Annotated in this window: 16 protein-coding genes and 1 pseudogene; 12 read left to right on the top strand and 5 right to left on the bottom strand. The window is 67.4% G+C overall.

Annotation, left to right across the window (positions count from 1 at the left end):
* Positions 1-114: 114 nt before the first annotated feature.
* Complete coding sequence (locus tag ACIBH2_RS06665; protein WP_397114202.1) at positions 115-558, bottom strand: SRPBCC domain-containing protein; 444 nt, start codon at positions 556-558, stop codon at positions 115-117.
* 44 nt (positions 559-602) lie between these two features.
* Between ACIBH2_RS06665 and ACIBH2_RS06660 the strand changes: the two genes are divergently transcribed.
* The gene (locus ACIBH2_RS06660) at positions 603-1,526 is read left to right on the top strand and encodes a MerR family transcriptional regulator (protein WP_397114201.1); all 924 of its coding nucleotides are present in this window, start codon (positions 603-605) and stop codon (positions 1,524-1,526) included.
* 63 nt (positions 1,527-1,589) lie between these two features.
* On the top strand, positions 1,590-2,093 hold the full coding sequence (locus tag ACIBH2_RS06655) for a DUF6301 family protein (RefSeq protein ID WP_397114199.1): 504 nt from the start codon (positions 1,590-1,592) through the stop codon (positions 2,091-2,093).
* Between the two features lie 3 nt (positions 2,094-2,096).
* Here the strand turns inward: ACIBH2_RS06655 and ACIBH2_RS06650 are convergent, their stop codons facing one another.
* Positions 2,097-2,762 carry a hypothetical protein gene (locus ACIBH2_RS06650; protein ID WP_397114197.1) on the bottom strand — a complete coding sequence of 222 codons (666 nt, stop codon included), beginning with the start codon at positions 2,760-2,762 and terminating at the stop codon, positions 2,097-2,099.
* 181 nt (positions 2,763-2,943) lie between these two features.
* On the opposite strand from ACIBH2_RS06650, the gene ACIBH2_RS06645 reads away from it, so the two are divergent.
* Entirely contained in the window at positions 2,944-3,642 is a 699-nt protein-coding gene (locus ACIBH2_RS06645; protein WP_397114195.1) for a bleomycin resistance protein, read from the top strand.
* Between the two features lie 101 nt (positions 3,643-3,743).
* On the opposite strand, the gene ACIBH2_RS06640 is transcribed toward ACIBH2_RS06645, so the two are convergent.
* Together ACIBH2_RS06640 and ACIBH2_RS06635 are read right to left on the bottom strand one after the other, a co-directional pair.
* Positions 3,744-4,127, bottom strand: coding sequence for a hypothetical protein (locus tag ACIBH2_RS06640; protein ID WP_397114193.1), 384 nt, complete (start codon positions 4,125-4,127; stop codon positions 3,744-3,746).
* A 5-nt stretch (positions 4,128-4,132) separates the two neighbouring features.
* Entirely contained in the window at positions 4,133-4,690 is a 558-nt protein-coding gene (locus ACIBH2_RS06635) for a GtrA family protein (RefSeq protein ID WP_397114191.1), read from the bottom strand.
* 117 nt (positions 4,691-4,807) lie between these two features.
* Between ACIBH2_RS06635 and ACIBH2_RS06630 the strand changes: the two genes are divergently transcribed.
* The 3 genes from ACIBH2_RS06630 to ACIBH2_RS06620 all read left to right on the top strand — a co-directional run bounded on the left by ACIBH2_RS06630 (position 4,808) and on the right by ACIBH2_RS06620 (position 8,321).
* Entirely contained in the window at positions 4,808-5,740 is a 933-nt protein-coding gene (locus tag ACIBH2_RS06630; RefSeq protein ID WP_397114189.1) for a M48 family metalloprotease, read from the top strand.
* Positions 5,741-5,799: 59 nt separating this feature from the next.
* Positions 5,800-7,449 carry a bifunctional 3'-5' exonuclease/DNA polymerase gene (locus tag ACIBH2_RS06625; RefSeq protein ID WP_397114187.1) on the top strand — a complete coding sequence of 550 codons (1,650 nt, stop codon included), beginning with the start codon at positions 5,800-5,802 and terminating at the stop codon, positions 7,447-7,449.
* Positions 7,450-7,769: 320 nt separating this feature from the next.
* Positions 7,770-8,321: a hypothetical protein gene (locus ACIBH2_RS06620; protein ID WP_397114185.1), complete on the top strand. Its 552-nt coding sequence runs from the start codon at positions 7,770-7,772 to the stop codon at positions 8,319-8,321.
* Between the two features lie 17 nt (positions 8,322-8,338).
* On the opposite strand, the gene ACIBH2_RS06615 is transcribed toward ACIBH2_RS06620, so the two are convergent.
* Positions 8,339-8,782, bottom strand: a complete 444-nt coding sequence (locus ACIBH2_RS06615; protein ID WP_397114183.1) for a hypothetical protein — start codon at positions 8,780-8,782, stop codon at positions 8,339-8,341.
* Between the two features lie 253 nt (positions 8,783-9,035).
* Between ACIBH2_RS06615 and ACIBH2_RS06610 the strand changes: the two genes are divergently transcribed.
* The 6 genes and pseudogenes from ACIBH2_RS06610 (at position 9,036) to ACIBH2_RS06585 (ending at position 17,799) form a co-directional block, all read left to right on the top strand.
* The gene (locus ACIBH2_RS06610) at positions 9,036-9,578 is read left to right on the top strand and encodes a TetR/AcrR family transcriptional regulator (protein WP_397114181.1); all 543 of its coding nucleotides are present in this window, start codon (positions 9,036-9,038) and stop codon (positions 9,576-9,578) included.
* 168 nt (positions 9,579-9,746) lie between these two features.
* Entirely contained in the window at positions 9,747-11,333 is a 1,587-nt protein-coding gene (locus ACIBH2_RS06605; protein ID WP_397114179.1) for a GMC oxidoreductase, read from the top strand.
* Between the two features lie 34 nt (positions 11,334-11,367).
* Entirely contained in the window at positions 11,368-12,669 is a 1,302-nt protein-coding gene (locus ACIBH2_RS06600) for a lipase family protein (protein ID WP_397114177.1), read from the top strand.
* Positions 12,670-12,738: 69 nt separating this feature from the next.
* Positions 12,739-13,725, top strand: coding sequence for an LLM class flavin-dependent oxidoreductase (locus ACIBH2_RS06595; RefSeq protein WP_397114175.1), 987 nt, complete (start codon positions 12,739-12,741; stop codon positions 13,723-13,725).
* 350 nt (positions 13,726-14,075) lie between these two features.
* Positions 14,076-14,504, top strand: a pseudogene (locus ACIBH2_RS06590) (M23 family metallopeptidase); the annotation flags it as partial.
* A gap of 76 nt (positions 14,505-14,580) precedes the next feature.
* Positions 14,581-17,799 carry a hypothetical protein gene (locus ACIBH2_RS06585; protein WP_397114173.1) on the top strand — a complete coding sequence of 1,073 codons (3,219 nt, stop codon included), beginning with the start codon at positions 14,581-14,583 and terminating at the stop codon, positions 17,797-17,799.
* Positions 17,800-17,829: the final 30 nt, after the last annotated feature.

Genomic DNA, 17,829 nt, shown 5'->3' with positions numbered 1-17,829 from the left:
TCCGGGTATCTCTTCGTGCAAGAGGCTGGCGCTATATCGGGAATAGCGAGCCAAACTCGAGCAGAAGGAGCGAAGAATGGCGATGCGAAGTTGATGATCGCACCCGCGCCTGAGTCAGTGGTCGAGCACCTCGCCGAGACGCGGCAGGAGGCGGCGTTTCCAGGTGCGCTCCATGGCGTTGCGGGCCATCTTCTGCTGACGGTCTTCGAGGTCGAAACCGGTCTGTGTCAACAGAAGTCGGGTACCGAGGCCTTGAGGTCGCAGGGTCCAGTCGATGATCCAAGGGGTGGGATAGGTGGATTGGGGATAGGTCCAGCTGTAGGTCAACCGGTCGCAGTGCCGGGCGATCAGCACCTCGCATTCGACTTCGTCGACCGAGGCGTCCGGGATGGTGAAACCGAAGCGGGTTCCGGCGGTCGCGGAGAAGCCGGTCGGTCGAAGTAGCCATTGCCCCAAGAGATCCGGTTCGGTCAGCGCGCGCCACACGGTGTCGAGCGGGTGTGGGAAGAAGATGCCGAGCTCGATCGCGGCGGGGTTCAACTGAGGGTCGGCGATCATGGCATTACGCTAGGAGCTCCACCGGGGTGGAGGTTCAACAGGTTGTGACGGACGACATACGCGACGGCGCGTTGGTGAGCATCGGGGAATTGGCGCGCAGCACCGGTTTAGCGGTGCGCACGATCCGGTTCTATTGCGACGAAGGTATTGTGGAATCGCGCCGCAGTGCGGGTGGGCATCGCCTGTTCGATGCCGAGAAGGCTCGCGAACGGCTGCTGTTGGTGCGGCGGTTGCGGGCGCTCGGCCTCGGGTTGGGGGCGATCGCCGAGGTTTTGCGTGGAGAGCGTTCCATTGCCGAGGCCGTCGCCGCCGAAAGTGCGCGGCTCGATATCGAATTCAGGGCCATGGCGTGGCGGCGGGCGTCCTTGCGCGCCGTCGAAACCGCCGACCCGGCACAGCGTGCCGAGCGACTCGCGGTGCTGGCCGCCGCGGAGAACAGCGATACCGCGCATGACCGGCTCGTCCAGTTCTGGCGACAGATTCTCGCGCCGATCACCGGCCGTGACGTCACCGCCTGGCTCTGCGGAAACGTCCCCGAACCCCCCACCGACCCGACCGTCGACCAGGTCGTCGCCTACGCCGAACTCACCGCCCTAGCCGCCGATCCCGCCATGACCGCGGCTGTGCGACAACAACTCTGGCGAACCCAACCCCACCTGGTCCACGACCCCCAAGGCCTGTACGACCGAATGAGCGAACTCATGACAGACGTCGCAGCCCTCGTCTCCGAAAACGTTCAACCTCACACAGGCGCCGAACTAGACCGCTTCGTAGCCGCCCACGCCCACGCCCGCGGCGAACGCGACTCCCCAGCCTTCCGCACCCAATTACTCACCAACGCAACAGATTCCGACCCCCGAATCCACCGCTACTGGACCCTCACAGAACAACTCCTCGGCACCCGCCTCATAGTGGGCAACGTCCACCACTGGCTCTACGCCGCCCTGACAGACTCCAGGTCGAAATGATTGAACCAAAAAAGCGTAGTGAAGGGCGGTCGCCAGGGCTGTCCGCGAGGAAGAAGTGGATTTATGAGTCAGTTCGCTGATGTTGAAGGTGCGGCTCGGGTTGCGCGGGTGGGGGCTGGGTTCGAGTGGACGTGGACGCGGGGGGATTTCGCGGGGTTTTGTGCGGCTACTGGGTTTCGGGAGGAGCGGGGGAGCGTGTTGGGGGTTGTGTTGCGGTCGGATCTTGATGTGGGGCGGCGGGAGGTGTACGTGTTCACCGATCGGGGGGACGCGACCGATATCGCTCGGGCGGGGCAGGAGATCGAGGATATTGTCATGTGTGCGGCGGATCTTGCCGAGGTGGCGGCGGGGGATATGAAAGCTGAAGTGGCTCGGCATTATTCGGTGCTGTGTGATCGGCTGGTGGCGGAGTTGGGGTTGCCTACTCGGTCGGGTGCGCGGGAGGTTCTGTGGGATCGGCCGCGGGTTGTGATTTCGCTGGCGCCGCTGGACAACTCGGTGGCGTTGAGTTTCACTAATCCGATTTATCAGGAATGGGATGACGCGCAGGCTATGGCGGAGTATTAGGGGTCAGAAGCTATCGGGGGTGGTGGTTCGGTGGGCTTGGCAGTATTCGACGTGTAGCCATTCGGGGCCGCCGTCTATCGAGATTTCGGCGCAGCAGTGGAGGTCGGGGGTGTGGTGCATTTGTTGGGGGCCGTCTTCGACGAGGGTGCGTAGGAGGTGGCCTTGGAGGTCGAATGCTGTTCTGCTGCCGACCAGGAAGACGGTGTCGGCGGTGATGGTGGGGAGCAGTCGGTCTTTGAAGTCGCGGTGGGATTGGGCCGCGAACGCGTCTTGCAGGTCGTCTGCCGAGGGGAGTCCCCGGCATACCACGGTGTGGGGCCGTCCGGGGCCGAGATTGGCTCGAAGCTGCTTCCATCGCGACACCGGGAAGCGCAGGCTGTGGTGGAGTAGGACGAGGTCCAGGGGGTGGCCGTTGTCGAAGTCGTTGCATTCGACGGTGCTGTGGCGCAGGGGAAGATAGACGATCGAGTGTGGTGATCGAGCCGCCAGCGCCCATGCCATGGCGAGCGTGACCGCGGCCGACTTGTCGACGGTCATCTGTATGCCGGGCAGGCCCTCGTTCAGCGGTGCGTGTTCGATCGGCTTGGCGGGCCGGATCACGCGGTATTCGTCCCGGCCCAAGCGCACCGTACTGATCAGCGTGTGCCACCGCAGTCCCTCTAGCCGCATACATCTATCCGAACAGACCACGAACCGATCCGCTAAACGAATATGCGGATGAGACTGTAGGGCAACGCTTTCCGTGCGAGCCGCACGCCCCCAGATAGATCCGAATCGTCGATGACCAGGGAAAGTTGGGGTTCTCACTTTCATGTGCGGGTGGGGAGTCGGGGGCTCTACCTTCGGGGGCATGACGGAGAAGACGATTCCCAGGTTGATGACGGCCTCCATCGAGGCGGTGGCGGAGTTCTATACGGCTGTGGGGTTCGAGACCACCTTTCGGCAGACCGCGCCGTACCAATTCCTCACTGTGCGGCGCGGGGGGATCGAGCTGAATTTCTATGGGGACAAGAAATTCGATCCGCAGACGTCCACACATGGATGCCTGGTCGACACCGATGACGTGGATTACTTGTACGCGGTGTTCACCGAGGGATTGCGGGAGAGGTTCGGTTCCGTTCCCACGCAAGGTGTTCCGCGAGTGGGCGCGCTGAAGGATATGAGCTACGGCGTGCGGCAATTCCTGGTGGTGGATCCCGGCGGGAATACGCTCCAGATCGCGCAGGCGATCAGCGCGGACCAGCGGCACCGGCCGCTGCCGAAGGCGACCTTCGATCGGGCCATCCATATGGGATCCCTGTTCGCCGACGCGAAGCAGGATATGGCGATGGCCGCGAAGGTGCTGGACCGCGCGTTGAATCGAACCGACGAGGAACCGACGGCGAGCCAGTTGGTGAAGCTGCTCGTGCTGCGCGCCGATGTGGCTGTCCGCCAGGGTGATTCGATGCTGGCCAGGGAACTGCTGGCTCGTGTCGGGACGGTCGAGGCCAGCGGCCCCGAACTGGTCGACGATCTGCGGCGGGCAGCGGAACTCGAAGCGGGGCTGTGACTCTCGACTCTGGTGCACACGGACGTGCTCGAGCACGGTCGCACGCTCCAGCCGGTCGTTGTTCTCGGCCTCGCGCACCGGCAGCGGGCTGCGCCGGTGGCTCAGTTCGCGTCGAGCACGCTCACCGCGACCCCATAGGGCAGGAATCGCACACGACGGCGTTCATCGGTGTTGTCGCGATGGGCCCGCAGCGCCTCGAGCTCGCTGGGGAAGACCTGGTCCACCCGGGCGCTGCCCGTCTCGTCCACGGTGTAGATCGCCCAGACGCCGCTGCCGGACTCACCGGCGGTGGCATCCTCCGGCGGCGCGGGCCGCGTGCGTTCCGGCTGCACGAACTGCCCCAACAGCCCGGCCAACGTGTTCACGCTGGTCCGGTCGACGTACTCGGCCGCCTTCCCCAGCAGGTCGCGGACCTCGATCCCCGCCTCACGCAACGCGCGTTCGAAATCCTCCGGATCAATACCGAACGGTCCATTGTTAGCCATCGCATCTACTTCCTGAAGAGAACTCGGGCGCTACGCCCAGTGTCCTCGCGCAACCCATCGCGCGCCACGTCGATCTCGGGCATCTGATCGGGGAAGACGAATTTGCGCATGGCCCACCAGCGGAAAACCGTGGCGAGCAGGGTGCCGATGATCGAGGCGCTGATGAAATCGGCGATGTTCTCGACGAGCAGCGAGACATTGGGGGTGCGAAGCCCGAACAGATAGCTCGAAATCGCAAGGGGCAGTTGGTTGATCGCCATACCAATCCCGGCGACCAAGAAGAAGAGGGCGGCCTCGTGTCGGCGCTGGCGACCGCCTCGCGCGGTGAAGGCCCATTCACGATTCAGGACGTAGGACACCACGGTCGCCAGGAGCACGGCGATGACATTCGCGGTGACCGGCTTCTCGTGCAGCACCGTCCATTTCAGCCCGAAGAACAGCACCGTGGTCGTGACGAAAGCGATCGCGCCCACGGTGAGGAACTTCAACAGTTCGGCATTGCGGACGAAGAAGGACAGCATTCGATTCGGCACACGCGCGGCGACAGCCTCGACCAAGAACACCCGGCCCACCCTAGCCGAGGGATATCGTCGATGGAGATTTCACCTCCGGGGGCCCCTATGTCGACACCTCGACCGGAACGCGCGGATTCCAGGGAACGCGCTCGTTATCGTGCCCGGTTGCTTTGGCACCAGCGAATATCCGCGCTGGCCCATGTACTCGCGTCCCTGCCTTCGATTGTGTTGGCGGGGATGCTGGTGGCGCGCCTCGGCGGGTTGATGGGGTCGTGGGGGATGGTTGTTCTGCTCGGGGTGTGGCTGTTGTCCGGGGTGCCGGTGCTGCTGTTCTTCCTCGCGGTGGAGTCGGGGCGTCCGGACGTGCGGGAACCGGAGTGGACTCCCGCCCAGGCCAGTCGATTGGTTCCGGCGTGGCGCGATGTGGTGGAGGCGGCGGGGGTCTGCGCCGACGACTATGTGGTGTTGATCGACAAATCCAAGAAGGTCTCGGGGTACGCGCGCGATGGGTGGACCATCGGGGTGACCAGCGGTGCGGTGCGGAACCTGCGGCGGCCGCAGTTGAGTGCGTTGCTCGCTCACGAGCTCGGCCACCTGTTCAGTTCCCACCGTTCGAGCATCAGGATCGCCGCGCTCTGGTACGCGGCGCCGTTGTATCTGCCCGCCCTGCTGGTGAGCCTGATCGTGGCGATGCCGACGGCGGTGCTGGACAGTGGCGTGCTCAGCAAGCTCTGCGAATTCGTCGCGACGGTGGCGCATCTGGCCACCACGGCCGGAGTGCTGATCCTGTTGTTGGGTACGCGGCACGCGCTGGTCGCCGCCGCGCTACTGGCCGCGCAGGTGCTCGCCAAGCAGATGATCCGGCGGCGCAATGAACGAAAGGCCGATCTGGTGGCGGTCGATCTCGGATTCGGTGCCGGACTGGCGGCGCTCCTGCGCGAGGACGGCCGCGAGCCGTGTTTCCACCCTGCCGAACTGCCGTGGGTGGAGCGGCTGTCGCGGTTCGTCTTCGGACCGCTGTCCACCCATCCCTCGACGCGCAGGCGTATTCGCACGATCGAGTCGCGGATGCGCGCCCGGGGTGAACCGACGGTGTGAGCGCTGCCGACCACCGCCGATGCCGAGAATTGTCGCCGCCCGATGCGAGACTCTGGCACATGAGATGGGCGGTCGCGGAGATGAGCGGGGGAGGTGCGCGTCTGTGCCCCCTGGATCAGGATGGCCGACCCGCGGGACCGGTGGTGCGGGAGGCTTCGCTCGCGGACGCCGTGCGCGCACGGCCGGACGTCGAACGGTGGGTGTGGCGCTCGACCTCCGAGATCTACCGCCGCCTGTTGGCCGCCGGGGTGCGCGTCGAACGCTGCTATGACGTGGAGGCCGCCGAAGCGCTGTTGATCGGCCACGAGGAGGGTCAGTCGGGGCAGGCGCACTCCTTGGCAGCCGCGTGGGCGCGACTACACGGTCTGCCCGTCCCGCCCGACGCTCCCGCCCGCGCCGCCGAAACTCAACCCTCACTGTTCGAGTCGGCCCCCGCGCCGCTGCCGCCCGGCACGGACGAGTTCACCGCCCTGCTGGAGGTGTACGCCGACCAGGTGGCCCGCACCGCGAAAACCGAACACCCCGAGCGCATGCGGCTGCTGCTCGCCGCCGAATCGGCGGGCATGCTGGTGGCCGCCGAGATGAACCGCGCCGGGATCCCCTGGCGCGCCGACGTGCACCGCGAGCTCCTCGAAAGCCTGTTGGGAGAACGCATTTCGGGCGGGGAACCGCGCCGCATGGTGGAATTGGCCGAGGAGGTGTCGCGGGCCTTCGGGGTGCGGGTCCGGCCCGACCTGCCCAACGACATCGTCAGAGCCTTCGCGCGGGTGGGAATCTCGTTGTCCTCCACCAGGAAATGGGAACTCCAGGAGATCGACCACCCCGCGGTGGCACCGCTGCTGGCCTACAAATCGCTCTACCGCCTCTACACCGCGCACGGCTGGTCCTGGCTCGACCAATGGGTCCACGACGGCCGCTTCCGCCCCGAATACCAGCCGGGCGGCACCGTCACCGGCCGCTGGACCACCAATGGCGGCGGCGCTCTCCAGATACCCAAGGTCATTCGCGCCGCCATCCGAGCCGATCCGGGATGGCGCTTGGTCGTCGCCGACGCCGATCAGATGGAGCCGCGCATTCTCGCCGCCATCTCCCGCGATCCCGGCCTGATGGAGGTCGCCGGTCGCGGCGACGACCTCTATGCCGATCTGGCGGCCCGCGCCTTCGGCGGCGACCGCGCCCAGGCCAAAATAGCGATGCTGGGCGCGATCTACGGCCAGACCTCCGGCGATGCCCTCACCCATATGGCCGAACTACGCCGCCGCTACCCCGCCGCGGTCGCCTATGTCGACGACGCCGCCAGCGCCGGTGAACAGGGCCGCCTGGTGCGCACATGGCTGGGCCGCACCAGCCCGCCCGGCACCGAAACACCCTATGAGGAGGGCCATTCCGTCGGCTACGGCAGCACCCCCGCCGCCCGCGCCCGCGGTCGCTTCACCCGCAATTTCGTCGTCCAGGGCAGCGCCGCCGACTGGGCGCTGCTGGTCCTGGCGGGCCTGCGCCACACCCTGATCCGTGCCGACCTGCGCGCCGAACTCGTCTTCTTCCAGCACGACGAGGTCATCGTGCACTGTCCGGCGGCCGAAGCGCCCACGGTCGCCGAGGCGATCACCACCGCGGCCGAAGCGGCGGGGCGCATAGCCTTCGACTCGACCCCGGTGCGTTTTCCTTTCACGACCGCGGTGGTGAAGTGCTACGGCGACGCCAAGTGACGCGCGGCGAATACCCCGGAAACCGAGTTCGACGTCGGCGCAGCGGCTTTCGCGACGCCCGGCGCGCCTCGCTCGTGTGAACCTTGGGCAAGTCGATACCCGTCGGGCCGATGATGCTCTCCGACATTGCGTTATGGCCTACGAATCCACGCCCGAGGTAACTGTTTCGCGAGAAATCAAGAACGCCAGCAATTTCTGGGTACATAGCGCGCAAGCCGGGCGGGACCCGGAGGTATCGAGTATTAAGTAGTACGACCATGCGTAGAGCAACGGCGCTCTTCGCCACTTTACTGTTGGCAATTTTCCTTTCCATCACCCACATGGCTGCCCCACAAGCCCAGGCCGACAACTGCGTCGGTGACTGGGCCATCGGAATCGGCGGGCTCGGCGACAACTCCTCGTCGGTGTTCGCCCCGTTCGTGAATCAGCCCGTGGGTTACAACTCCGCCGACCCGATGTCGGGGTTGAACGAACTCGACCGGCTGTTCTGGCAGCACCGCAACCAGTGCCCGGGCGATCATATCCGACTGATCGGGCACAGCGAGGGCGCGGGCATTCTGCACGCCTGGGTCACCGCACATCAGGATGTCGGCAATGCGAACGCCATTCTGCTCGCCGATCCCAAACGCGCCCCCGGCCCCGGCTGGGGCGGATTGTCGTCGACTCCGGGAAGCGGGATCATCGGATATCCGCTTGCGGGCGTGGACGATTGGTTCGGCGGTTTCCCGGTGCTGACGGTCTGCAACCGTGACGACCAGATCTGCGATACCTCCGCTGGTTGGTGGGGTTACCTCTTCGCGGGTGCGCACAGTCGATACGATTTCAACGTATGGAACTACGGCGCTTGGGAATCCGGCGTCTGGTACCGGTAGCTCATGATTCATGGGGATCAGTAGCCGTGCGGCACTGGTCCCCATTGACTGAACCCGTGCCCCATCGACGTGCACACCGCCGCGCCCAGAAAAGTGATTTGGCACGTCGCCCCGGCATGGGTCACCGAGTATCGCGGATCGTGGTAGTTCACCTGTGTGAGGCGCGGTAAGGCCGGATTTCCGCCCGGCAGGGTGTGACGGCCCGCCGAGTTCCATTGCGGGTGCGCGGGCCACATCGCCGAATCGATGATGATGGCGGGCACATTCGGCACGGGAATCTGCATTCCGAGGTACAGCACATTCATCGTGGCCGCCGGGACCGCGAGGTCGCAGCCCACCGCGCCGTCCGCGCGGATCGAACAATTCCAGTCGCCCAGCGCGAAATACGCGGTGCCGTCGACCAGCACCGGACCGGGCGGGGCGTCCGCCCGCGCGGGACTCACGGCGAACAGGCACAGCATTGCCCCGAGAATTGCTCCGCAAACCCGTGCGGCGACTTTCACAGCCCTGGACACGGCATCTCCCTCGATGCGCAGCGAGTTTTCAGGTCCGAACGACCATAGATCGAAATTATCACTTTACGGCGTGAAGGCAAGAAAATCCGTCGAGGGGGCTTACGCGAATTCCGTCCTGAAGGCCGGTCGTGGCGGACCCGAATTCGGCAATAGGGGAGCGGATTTGGTTCGTCCGACGGTATGCGTCGATAATACCGGCATGCGGTCGCAGGCCAAGATCTTGGAAGCCACGCTCGAGGTGATTCGCACCGACGGCTTCGAGGGTGTCAGTATCGCGGCGGTCGCCCAGGCCGCCGGTGTGTCACGCCAGACCGTGTACTCCATCTTCGGTTCCCGCGAGGATGTGGTGTCGCAGGCGATCGCCGGACTGGTCATGCGGGCCATGGCGGGGATTCGCTCGCGCCTCGAATCGGCCGATACCGCCTCGGAGTACGTCGTCGAGCTGATTGTCGCCGCCCGTGCGGTCATGCGCGCCGACCCGGTGCTCACCACCCTGCTGGCGGGTGGGCACGGCAATCCGGTCCACGACCCGGATATGATCTCGCGCGCCAAACCGGTTGCGCACGAACTGCTTTCCCCTGTTCTGGCCTTTGATCCCGGCCTCGAACCGTACCTGGACGATATCGCCCAGATCGCGATCCGCCTGGGTCTGTCGGTCGTCATGTTCGACGATCAGGCCATCGAATCCGACGACGATCTGCGCGGATTCCTCACTCGCTGGCTGGTCCTGCCCACCTCCTGACCGCACGGGAACCCTTGCGTCGCAATATCTTGACACTTCGAGTGAGGAGTGTCTAGTTTTAGCCTCGCCCAGTCACCGCTGGAGCATCCTTCCGCCCGAAATCGGCTCACCGGTCACGACACCGGAGACTGCCCCGGGCTCTACTCCGCTGTGCTCTGGAGGTCCACCATGTCCGCGTTCACCCGTCGCTCGTTCCTGGGCGCGGCAGCGCTCGCGCTGGCGGGTTCCGGTGTGGCGCAAGCCAATACCGGGATCGCCACCGATACCCGTCGGGTGCGGCTGGTTCGTGAGGAGCACCGCGCGATCGTCATCGGCTCGGGTTTCGGCGGCGGCGTCGCCGCACTGCGGTTGGCGCAGGCCGGAGTACCGGTCCTGGTGTTGGAACGCGGGCGGCGCTGGCCGACCGGACCCGACGCCGACACGTTCCCGAACCCCATGGCACCCGACAAACGGGCGCTCTGGTACCGCTCCAGTCCCGAATTGTTCGGCAGGCCGGTGCCTTTCGAGCCCTACACCGGCCTGCTCGAGGCGGTATCGGGCGAGAATATGACCGCCTTGTGCGCGGCGGGCGTCGGCGGCGGATCCCTGGTGTACCAGGGCATGTCGTTGCAGCCCGCCGAGGCGGTGTTCAATACGCACCTGCCCGAGCGGCTCGATTGGGCGACCATGGACCGCGTCCACTACCCGCGCGTGGCGCGCATGCTGCGGCTCGCTGTCGCTCCGGAGGAACTCGTCCAGGCGCCGAACTATCGGGCCGCCAGGGCGTTCGCGCACAATGCCGAGCGCGCGGGCCTGCCGGTGTCGAAGATTCCGATGCCCATCGACTGGAATTTCGCGCTCGACGAACTGCGCGGCCGCATGCGCCCCTCCTACACCGACGGTTCGGGTTCGCTCGGCGTGAACAACGGCGGCAAGTTCTCCGTCGACGTCACCTATATCGCCGAGGCCGAGGCGACCGGCCGGGTAACGGTCGACATCCTGCACCACGTCACCGATATCGAGCGCGCGGCCGATGGGCGCTGGACCGTCTACGTGGATCGCATCGACACCTCGGGCACCGTCGTGGAGAACAAGATCCTCACCACGCCCGCGCTGATCATGGCGGCGGGCAGCCTCAACACCACCAAACTGTTGGTGCGCGCCGCCGCGCAGGGCCGTATCCCGGATATGCCCGAGGGGCTCGGCGGCAACTGGGGCACCAATGCCGACCGCATCTACGTGTGGACGAGCCTGGATCAGGAATTCGGTGCGGCACAGGGCGGCCCGGTCGTCTACGGCAGTCTGAACTGGGACGATCCGGCGTCGGCGGCCACGGTCATCCAGGCCTCCATTCCGCCGTTGAGCGCCGACGCGCACAGCACCATGCTCGTCGGCTACGGCGTGAGCGCCGACCGCGGCCGCTTCGAGTACGACTCGGCCACCGAGGAAGCCGTGCTGCGCTGGCCGAAGGAGGGCGACGCGGCGATCCAACACGGCCGCATCGACCCGACGGTGCGGAAAATCGCCGGACCCGCATCGGTCCTGACCGACACCAATGACCTGTTCCCCTCGACCTGGCATCCGCTCGGCGGCGCGAGTATGGGCTCGGTCTGCGACCTCGACGGCCGAGTCCTCGGCCAACGCGGGCTCTACGTCCTCGACGGCGCGCTGATTCCGGGCAATGCCGCGGCCTGCAACCCCTCCATGACCATCGCGGCCGTCGCCGAACGCGCCCTCGACCACCTGGTCGCCCGAGATGTCGGAACCATTATCTGACGGCTCGAACAGAGCTCAGCCACAAGGAGATTCGATGCAGTATCAGTACCGGTCGCGGTGCGCCGCCGTGCTGGCGACCGCCGTCCTCACGGCCGTGGGTGCCACCCTGGCACCGGCCGCCGTGGCCGAACCGGTGAGCGCCTTCTACGTTCCGCCCGCCGAGCTGCCGACCGAACGCGGCGCGATCGTCAAGACCCAGGCGATGTCGGTGTTCGCCGTGCCCCCGGGCAAGGACGGCGTCTGGCCGGTCGCGGCACAGCAGGTCATGTACACCTCGCGCACCCAGGACGGGCAGCCCGTCGCGGTGTCGGGCACCTATATCGAGCCGACCCAGCCGTGGCAGGGCTCCGGCCCGCGTCCCACCGTCGTCATCGCCCCGGGCACCGCCGGGCAGGGCGATCAGTGCGCCATGTCGGTCGCCTTCTCGACCGGGCTCGCGGTGAGCACCGATCCGCTGTCGGTGTCGGCGAATCAGGAGTCGATGTCGGCGGCCGCGTGGAGTGGCCTCGGCGCGCGCGTGCTGGTCACCGATTACATCGGGCTCGGCACCCCGGGTATCCACACCTACGTGAATCGGATCGAGTCGGCGCACGCCGTCCTCGATGCCGCCCGCGCCGCCCACCATCTCGCGGGCACCGGACCCGAGACGCCGCTGGCCTTCTGGGGGTACTCCCAGGGCGGCGGCGCGGTGGCGGCCGCGGCCGAACTCCAGCCGCAGTACGCGCCGGAGCTGAATCTGAAGGGCACCTGGGCGGGTGGCCCGGTGGCCGATCTGGCGGCGGTGCTGGCGCAGATCGACGGGAATCTCATCGGCGGCGCGATCGGGTTCGCGCTCAATGGCTTCACCGCCCGCTATCCGGACCTGCGAGCCTCGCTGAACGAGCGCACCACCCCCGAAGGCCGCGCGCTGCTGGACCGTCTCAGTACCGCCTGTATCGGCGACGTCATCCTCGAAAAGCCGTTCACCCGAACGGATGCGCTCACCGTCGACGGTCGCCCGCTGCTCGAACATCTGCAATCGGTCCCCGGCGTGGACCGCGTCCTGAGCGATCAGCGCATCGGCACCCTGCGCCCGACCAGTCCGGTGCTGATCACCAGTGGCCGCAACGACGACACGGTGCCCTACTCCCAAGCCCGGCAACTGGCGGTGGACTGGTGCGACAAGGGCGCCGCGGTCACCTTCCGCACCAACGAATTACCGCCCATCGCCCCCGGCACCACCTTCGTCAACCACTTCGGGCCGGAACTCATCGACGGCTTCGGCACCAACAACGCCATCTCGTATCTGGTCGACCGCTTGAACGGCACAGCGATTGAGGGCTGCACGTTCGACTGAGCGCGGTCGGTCGAAGAGGCAGTGGAAGTGGGCCACAACGGGTTTCGAGCTCCGGGTTAGCGTGGAGCCATGATCGATGTACCACTGTCCGTACTCGAACTGTCCATGACCGAGGACGGCCGCGATGCCACGGCGGCGTTCACGGCGACCACGGCGGTGGCCCGCCGCGCCGACGAGCTCGGCTTGCGTCGAGTGTGGACCGCCGAACATCACGGGTCGACCGCCATCGCCAGCGTGGTCCCGCCGGTGCTGATCGCGCACCTGGCCGCCGCGACGGCACGGATTCGGGTGGGATCCGGCGGGGTGCTGGCGCCCAATCACGCGCCGCTCGCGGTGGCGGAGCAGTTCGCCACCCTCGCCGCGCTGCACCCGGATCGTATCGACCTCGGAATCGGGCGCGGGCCGGGGACATTCGACCAGAACATGGTGCGGGCGCTGCGGCGCGGCGCGGCGCCCGCCACTGCCGAGGACTACCGCCGCGATATCACCGAACTGCTCGGGCACCTCTCCGGTGCGAGCGGGTTGCGGCTGCTGCCCGGTCCGGTGCCCACGCCGCTGCCGTGGGTGCTCGCCTCCAGTACGGGTGGTGCGGAGCTTGCCGCCGAGTTCGGGCTGCCGGTGGCCTTCGCGCACCATATCCGCCCGGAGAACACCGTCGCGGCGGCCGAACGCTATCGCGGTGCGTTCCGCCCCGGCCGGTGGAGCGACACGCCCTATGTGATCGTGGCCGTCGAAACACTGTGCGCGCCGACCGATGCCGCCGCCGCGACCCTCGCCCGTCCCGGTGACGTGCTCAAGGCCTACTTGCTCAGCGGTCGCGGCGACACCGGGCTGCGCACCCCCGAGGCGGCGGCCGAGCACGAATTCCCCGTCGAGATAGCGCAGCGCATAGCCGAATTCCGTGCCACCCAGGCCCAGGGCTCCCCGGAAACCGTGCGACGCCAGCTGAACTGGCTCGCCGACAAAACCGGCGCGGACGAATTGATGCTGGTGACAACGGTCTACGACCCCGCCGCCCGGCTGCGATCCCTCGAACTGGTCGTCCACGGCGAGTAGCGGAGTATTCGCTGGTCGGCGGAGTTCACAGTTTCGAGTGGTATGGTCTCGCACCCGGACCAGGATGAGGGAAGGGTGCGGGTGTGTTGCAGGCGCTGAGAGGCCGGATTGTGGTCGCCGCGGTCGCCATGGGTGCGGCGGTGTCGGCGGTACAGGCGGGGACGCAGCAGGCGTCCGCGCACGACGGCGGTGAAAGTGATTCGGCGACAATGGAAGTCGCTGCCATGCCGGTCTCCGACCTGGGCGGCACCGACGCGCACTTCCCGGAGATTCTCGACGCCGGACCCGTGGCCGATCCGGGCGACATCCAGAACATTCTGCACAATGGCGAGCACTTCGCCGCCGATGACGCGCTGCGGGCGGCGGCGGGTTTGCGGCCGCTGTTCACCAAGTTCGCCCAGGGCGTGTTCACCTCCGGATTCGGAGCGCGTTGGGGCGTCGAGCATTTGGGCGTCGATGTGGCCGCGCCGCTTGGTACGCCCATCTACGCGGTGGAGGACGGCCGGGTGATCAGCGCGGGACCGGCCTCCGGCTTCGGTATGTGGGTTCGGCTGCTGCACGACGACGGCACCATCACCGTCTACGGTCACGTCGACACCGCGACGGTCACCGAGGGCCAGTACGTGCTGGCGGGCGACCAGATCGCGACGGTAGGCAATCGGGGCTTCTCGACCGGACCGCACTGCCATTTCGAGGTGTGGGCGAACGGCTCGACCAAGATAGATCCGCTGCCGTGGCTGGCCAGTCGCGGTATCTCGCTGGGTCCCGAACGGGATTGAGTTTGTCGCGCGATTCGATCGTGGTGCATACTCGGCGCATGACGACACGTGGAAAGGGCGTCCCGCGCCCGGGCCGTTGAGCCCCACGCCGGTCCTCGAACCGGCCTCCGTCCTGCTCGATCGCGTGGAATCCCTGCCGTACCCGCAGCGCATGCGGGCGTTGGCGCACCACGCCCGACATCATCGCGATCATCCCGGCTTCGCCGCGTTCCTGACCGAGATGGCCGATCTGGGCCACTACGGTCGCCGCATCGCCGTCCACCAGGCCATGGCGGCGCGAGATCTCACCTACCTCACCCGGGTGCTCGCCGGTCCCGAACCCGAACTGCGCCGGGCGGCACTGCGCGCCGTGCGCACGCTGCCCATTCCCGACGAGGCTGTCCCGCCCGCACTGGTGGAGGCATCGACCGCCTTGCGAATCGCGGTGTACCGCACCATCGTTCACGCGCGCCGCACCGCCTTGGCCGACTCGCTGCTGGTTGAGGTGTACGAGCGTTGGGGTGCGCGCGAGGCCGCGGTTCTGCTGCCGGGGTGTTCCTCGCCGGTGGTCGCGCGGTGGCTGCCCTCGCTCGCGCACGCGGTGACCACGTGGAAGATGCTGGGCCGTCGGCATCCGAGGCACGTAATGTCTTGCCTCGACGCGGAATTCGCGACGTCACGGCGGTACGTGACGTGGCGGGCGGCTTTCCGCGGGGTGGTCGCGCACGAGCCCGCGCGGGCACTGGACCTGTTGGAGCGACACGACCTGGGGTACTGGTCCGATACCGTGTTGACGGGTGCGGTCCTCGGCACACTGTTCCGCACCGATCCGCGCCGCACCGCGCGGCTGCTGGCGCAGCGGCGGCGGTATTCCTACCGGCGGCGAGCATCGTGGCTCGCGTACTGCGGCGAGTTCTCCGACGCGCAACTGCTGTCCATGGTGTCGGCCCAAGGGGCTGCGGCGGTGTTGCGGGCACTGCCGATCGAACGGCGGGGACGGCTGTACCGGCACTGGGACTTCCACGAGCTCCAGGTACTCGATCTGCTGCCGCTGCTGCCGCGCGAGCTGGCGGCCAGTGAGGCACGACGGCTGCGGGAATGGCATTCCTCGGTCTGGCATTCGGCGCGCTCGCATCTCGACGATCCCAGGATCACCTTGCGGATCACCGCCTTCCTGCCCTTCGACGAGGCGGAACCGGAACTGCGCGAGGCGGCGTTCACCGGCGATCCCCGCCGTCGCGATGTCGCGCGAGTGCTATTGCTGGGAGCTGCTCAGCGCCATGGCGATTCGGGCAGAACCTTGGCCGTACTCGGTGATGTCGTGGACCGTATGCGCAATGAACGCGATCCCGCACGCGCCGCCCTGCTGGAGGGGCTCGCCACCCTGCGTCTCGATCCGCGGTGGGTGGACCAGCTCGACCGGCTCGTGGACGACGCGATCCAGGCCCGTGACACCTCCGACAGCACCCGGGAAGCCGTGCGCGCACTGGCCGACCGGGCGTTGAATACCGAACCGGCACTGGCTGATTGGGGGTTGCGCGTCCACGTTCGTCTGATCGACCGGTTCGGTGCCGTCGCGCTGGGGCGGCCCACGCCCGCGCCACGCCGCTACCGGCGGCGGATCGGAGGGACCTCGGCGCGACCGGCCACACTGGGCCGGGTATTGCGGCGAGGTCAGGAACACGACCTGCTCGCCCTCCTGCGACGCCCCCGCGATCACGAACTGACGGTGGCGCTCGCGCGCTCCCTCGGCTCGCGACTGCCCAGGCTCCCCGAACTCCGGGAAGACCTGCGCCGGGCCGTGCTCGAGGGGTCCGAGGAGACGGCACGGGTGGCCGTGGAGCTGATGTTGCGGCGCATCCCGGACAAGGAGGATCAGGTCGTCGCGCTGGTGGCCGACGAACCCGGCACCCTGCGGTTCGCCCCGGTGTGGCGGACGGTGGCCACCCGCCGAACCGATCTGTTACCCGACGACCCGCGGGAAGTGTTGGCCGACAACGACATCGAACCCGGAATGGCGGGCCGGTGGACAGCGCGCCAGCGCGCCACCATCGGCGCGACGCTGAAGACCATCGCCGATGACCGTGCCGCCCCGGTCGACGAGCGTGTCCGAGCGCTGCGCGGCCTCGGCCGGATTCCCTTCCACACTGCCCCGGTGGTCGAACACGCCCTCGCTGGTGAACCCGTCATCGCCGAAGCCGCGATCGAGGCGCTGGCCGCTCAGCCTCGCGCACTGGCTCGGCTCCTGTTGCGCATTCCGGGGCCGGTCGCATTGGCGACCGCCTCGACGTTGTGTCGTGTCGCCCCGCCGTGGCGATTGCGCGAGGTTCTGGCCAAGGCGCTCCTCGAAGGTCGGGTCGGGGCCAGGAAACTGGCTGCGCGACAGCTGGTTTCCCAACGCGTGCCCGAGGCCGTCGACCTGCTGTTGCGAGCCTGGGCCGACCCGGATCTGCACCCCGATGTGCGGATCGCGGTGGCCACGGCGCTGCGGCGTGTGCCCGAAAACGCCCGTGCCCGTGCGGCACTCGCCGAGATACCGCATCGCTACGCCTCCGAGGCGATGATCCGAACGCTGCTCCAGGCGACACCGGGGGAGTACGCACCGGAACACCGGGCCGCCGTCGCCGACCTCGTGCGCGATCTGCTCGCCGCCGCCGAAGGGCCGGGCGTGCGATTCCGCGCCGCCAAAGCCTTCGCGGTCTGGGTGCCCTGGCTGCGCGGCGGCACCGGCGACATCATCGAAGCGGCCGTCAGCGGCGACGACAGCGACCTGACGGTATTCGCCACCCTGGTCAAGAACGGGCTCATTCGCGCGGAAGCGCTCACGGTGTTGCGTCGACTACTCGACCGGGGCAGCCACGAGCGCGCCCGGGAAGTGGCCCGGACACTCGAATGCACCAGCGGTCACGAGCCGTGGCGACAGGACCTCGCGCGCTCGGCCGCGGAGCTGTTGCTCGACCATCCGGCGCATCTGCTCGCGGCCGCCCGCATGCTGATCGCACTACTGCCCACCGAGCGCACGGATGCCGAGCGGTGGGCCGCCCAACTCGACGCGCTCGCCGACCGCTTCACCCCACTGCTGGCCATGCGATTCGTCCCGAGCCTGACGTCATATCTGCACTGGCGCAAGCCGATCGAGCTCATTCGGTCAGCGCTGGAAACACTCGGCGCGCGCGGTGACCTCATCGGAGACATCCTCGCGCTGGGTCTGCTCGAGGCGATCGAAAGCACACCCGAACGCCACGCGGAGACCGAGCGATTGCGGTCCTCGCCGAATCCGGAAGTGCGACAACTGGCCTGGGATATCGCCCTGTGAGGCTCTGTCTGGGACAATCGATCGCGTGTG

It is taken from the genome of Nocardia sp. NPDC050406 (genome assembly GCF_044459025.1).
Classification (GTDB): domain Bacteria; phylum Actinomycetota; class Actinomycetes; order Mycobacteriales; family Mycobacteriaceae; genus Nocardia.
Note: the sequence above shows the minus strand (reverse complement) of the source record. Positions and strands in the feature narration are given on the sequence as shown.

Excerpts from the sequence above, each read along its gene's own strand:
- ACIBH2_RS06665 (WP_397114202.1), bottom strand. The coding sequence starts at position 558 with ATGATCGCCGACCCTCAGTTGAACCCCGCCGCGATCGAGCTCGGCATC.
- ACIBH2_RS06655 (WP_397114199.1), top strand. The coding sequence starts at position 1,590 with ATGAGTCAGTTCGCTGATGTTGAAGGTGCGGCTCGGGTTGCGCGGGTG.
- ACIBH2_RS06650 (WP_397114197.1), bottom strand. The coding sequence starts at position 2,762 with ATGCGGCTAGAGGGACTGCGGTGGCACACGCTGATCAGTACGGTGCGC.
- ACIBH2_RS06645 (WP_397114195.1), top strand. The coding sequence starts at position 2,944 with ATGACGGAGAAGACGATTCCCAGGTTGATGACGGCCTCCATCGAGGCG.
- ACIBH2_RS06640 (WP_397114193.1), bottom strand. The coding sequence starts at position 4,127 with ATGGCTAACAATGGACCGTTCGGTATTGATCCGGAGGATTTCGAACGC.
- ACIBH2_RS06625 (WP_397114187.1), top strand. The coding sequence starts at position 5,800 with ATGAGATGGGCGGTCGCGGAGATGAGCGGGGGAGGTGCGCGTCTGTGC.
- ACIBH2_RS06620 (WP_397114185.1), top strand. The coding sequence starts at position 7,770 with ATGGCTGCCCCACAAGCCCAGGCCGACAACTGCGTCGGTGACTGGGCC.
- ACIBH2_RS06615 (WP_397114183.1), bottom strand. The coding sequence starts at position 8,782 with ATGCTGTGCCTGTTCGCCGTGAGTCCCGCGCGGGCGGACGCCCCGCCC.
- ACIBH2_RS06610 (WP_397114181.1), top strand. The coding sequence starts at position 9,036 with ATGCGGTCGCAGGCCAAGATCTTGGAAGCCACGCTCGAGGTGATTCGC.
- ACIBH2_RS06605 (WP_397114179.1), top strand. The coding sequence starts at position 9,747 with ATGTCCGCGTTCACCCGTCGCTCGTTCCTGGGCGCGGCAGCGCTCGCG.
- ACIBH2_RS06600 (WP_397114177.1), top strand. The coding sequence starts at position 11,368 with ATGCAGTATCAGTACCGGTCGCGGTGCGCCGCCGTGCTGGCGACCGCC.
- ACIBH2_RS06595 (WP_397114175.1), top strand. The coding sequence starts at position 12,739 with ATGATCGATGTACCACTGTCCGTACTCGAACTGTCCATGACCGAGGAC.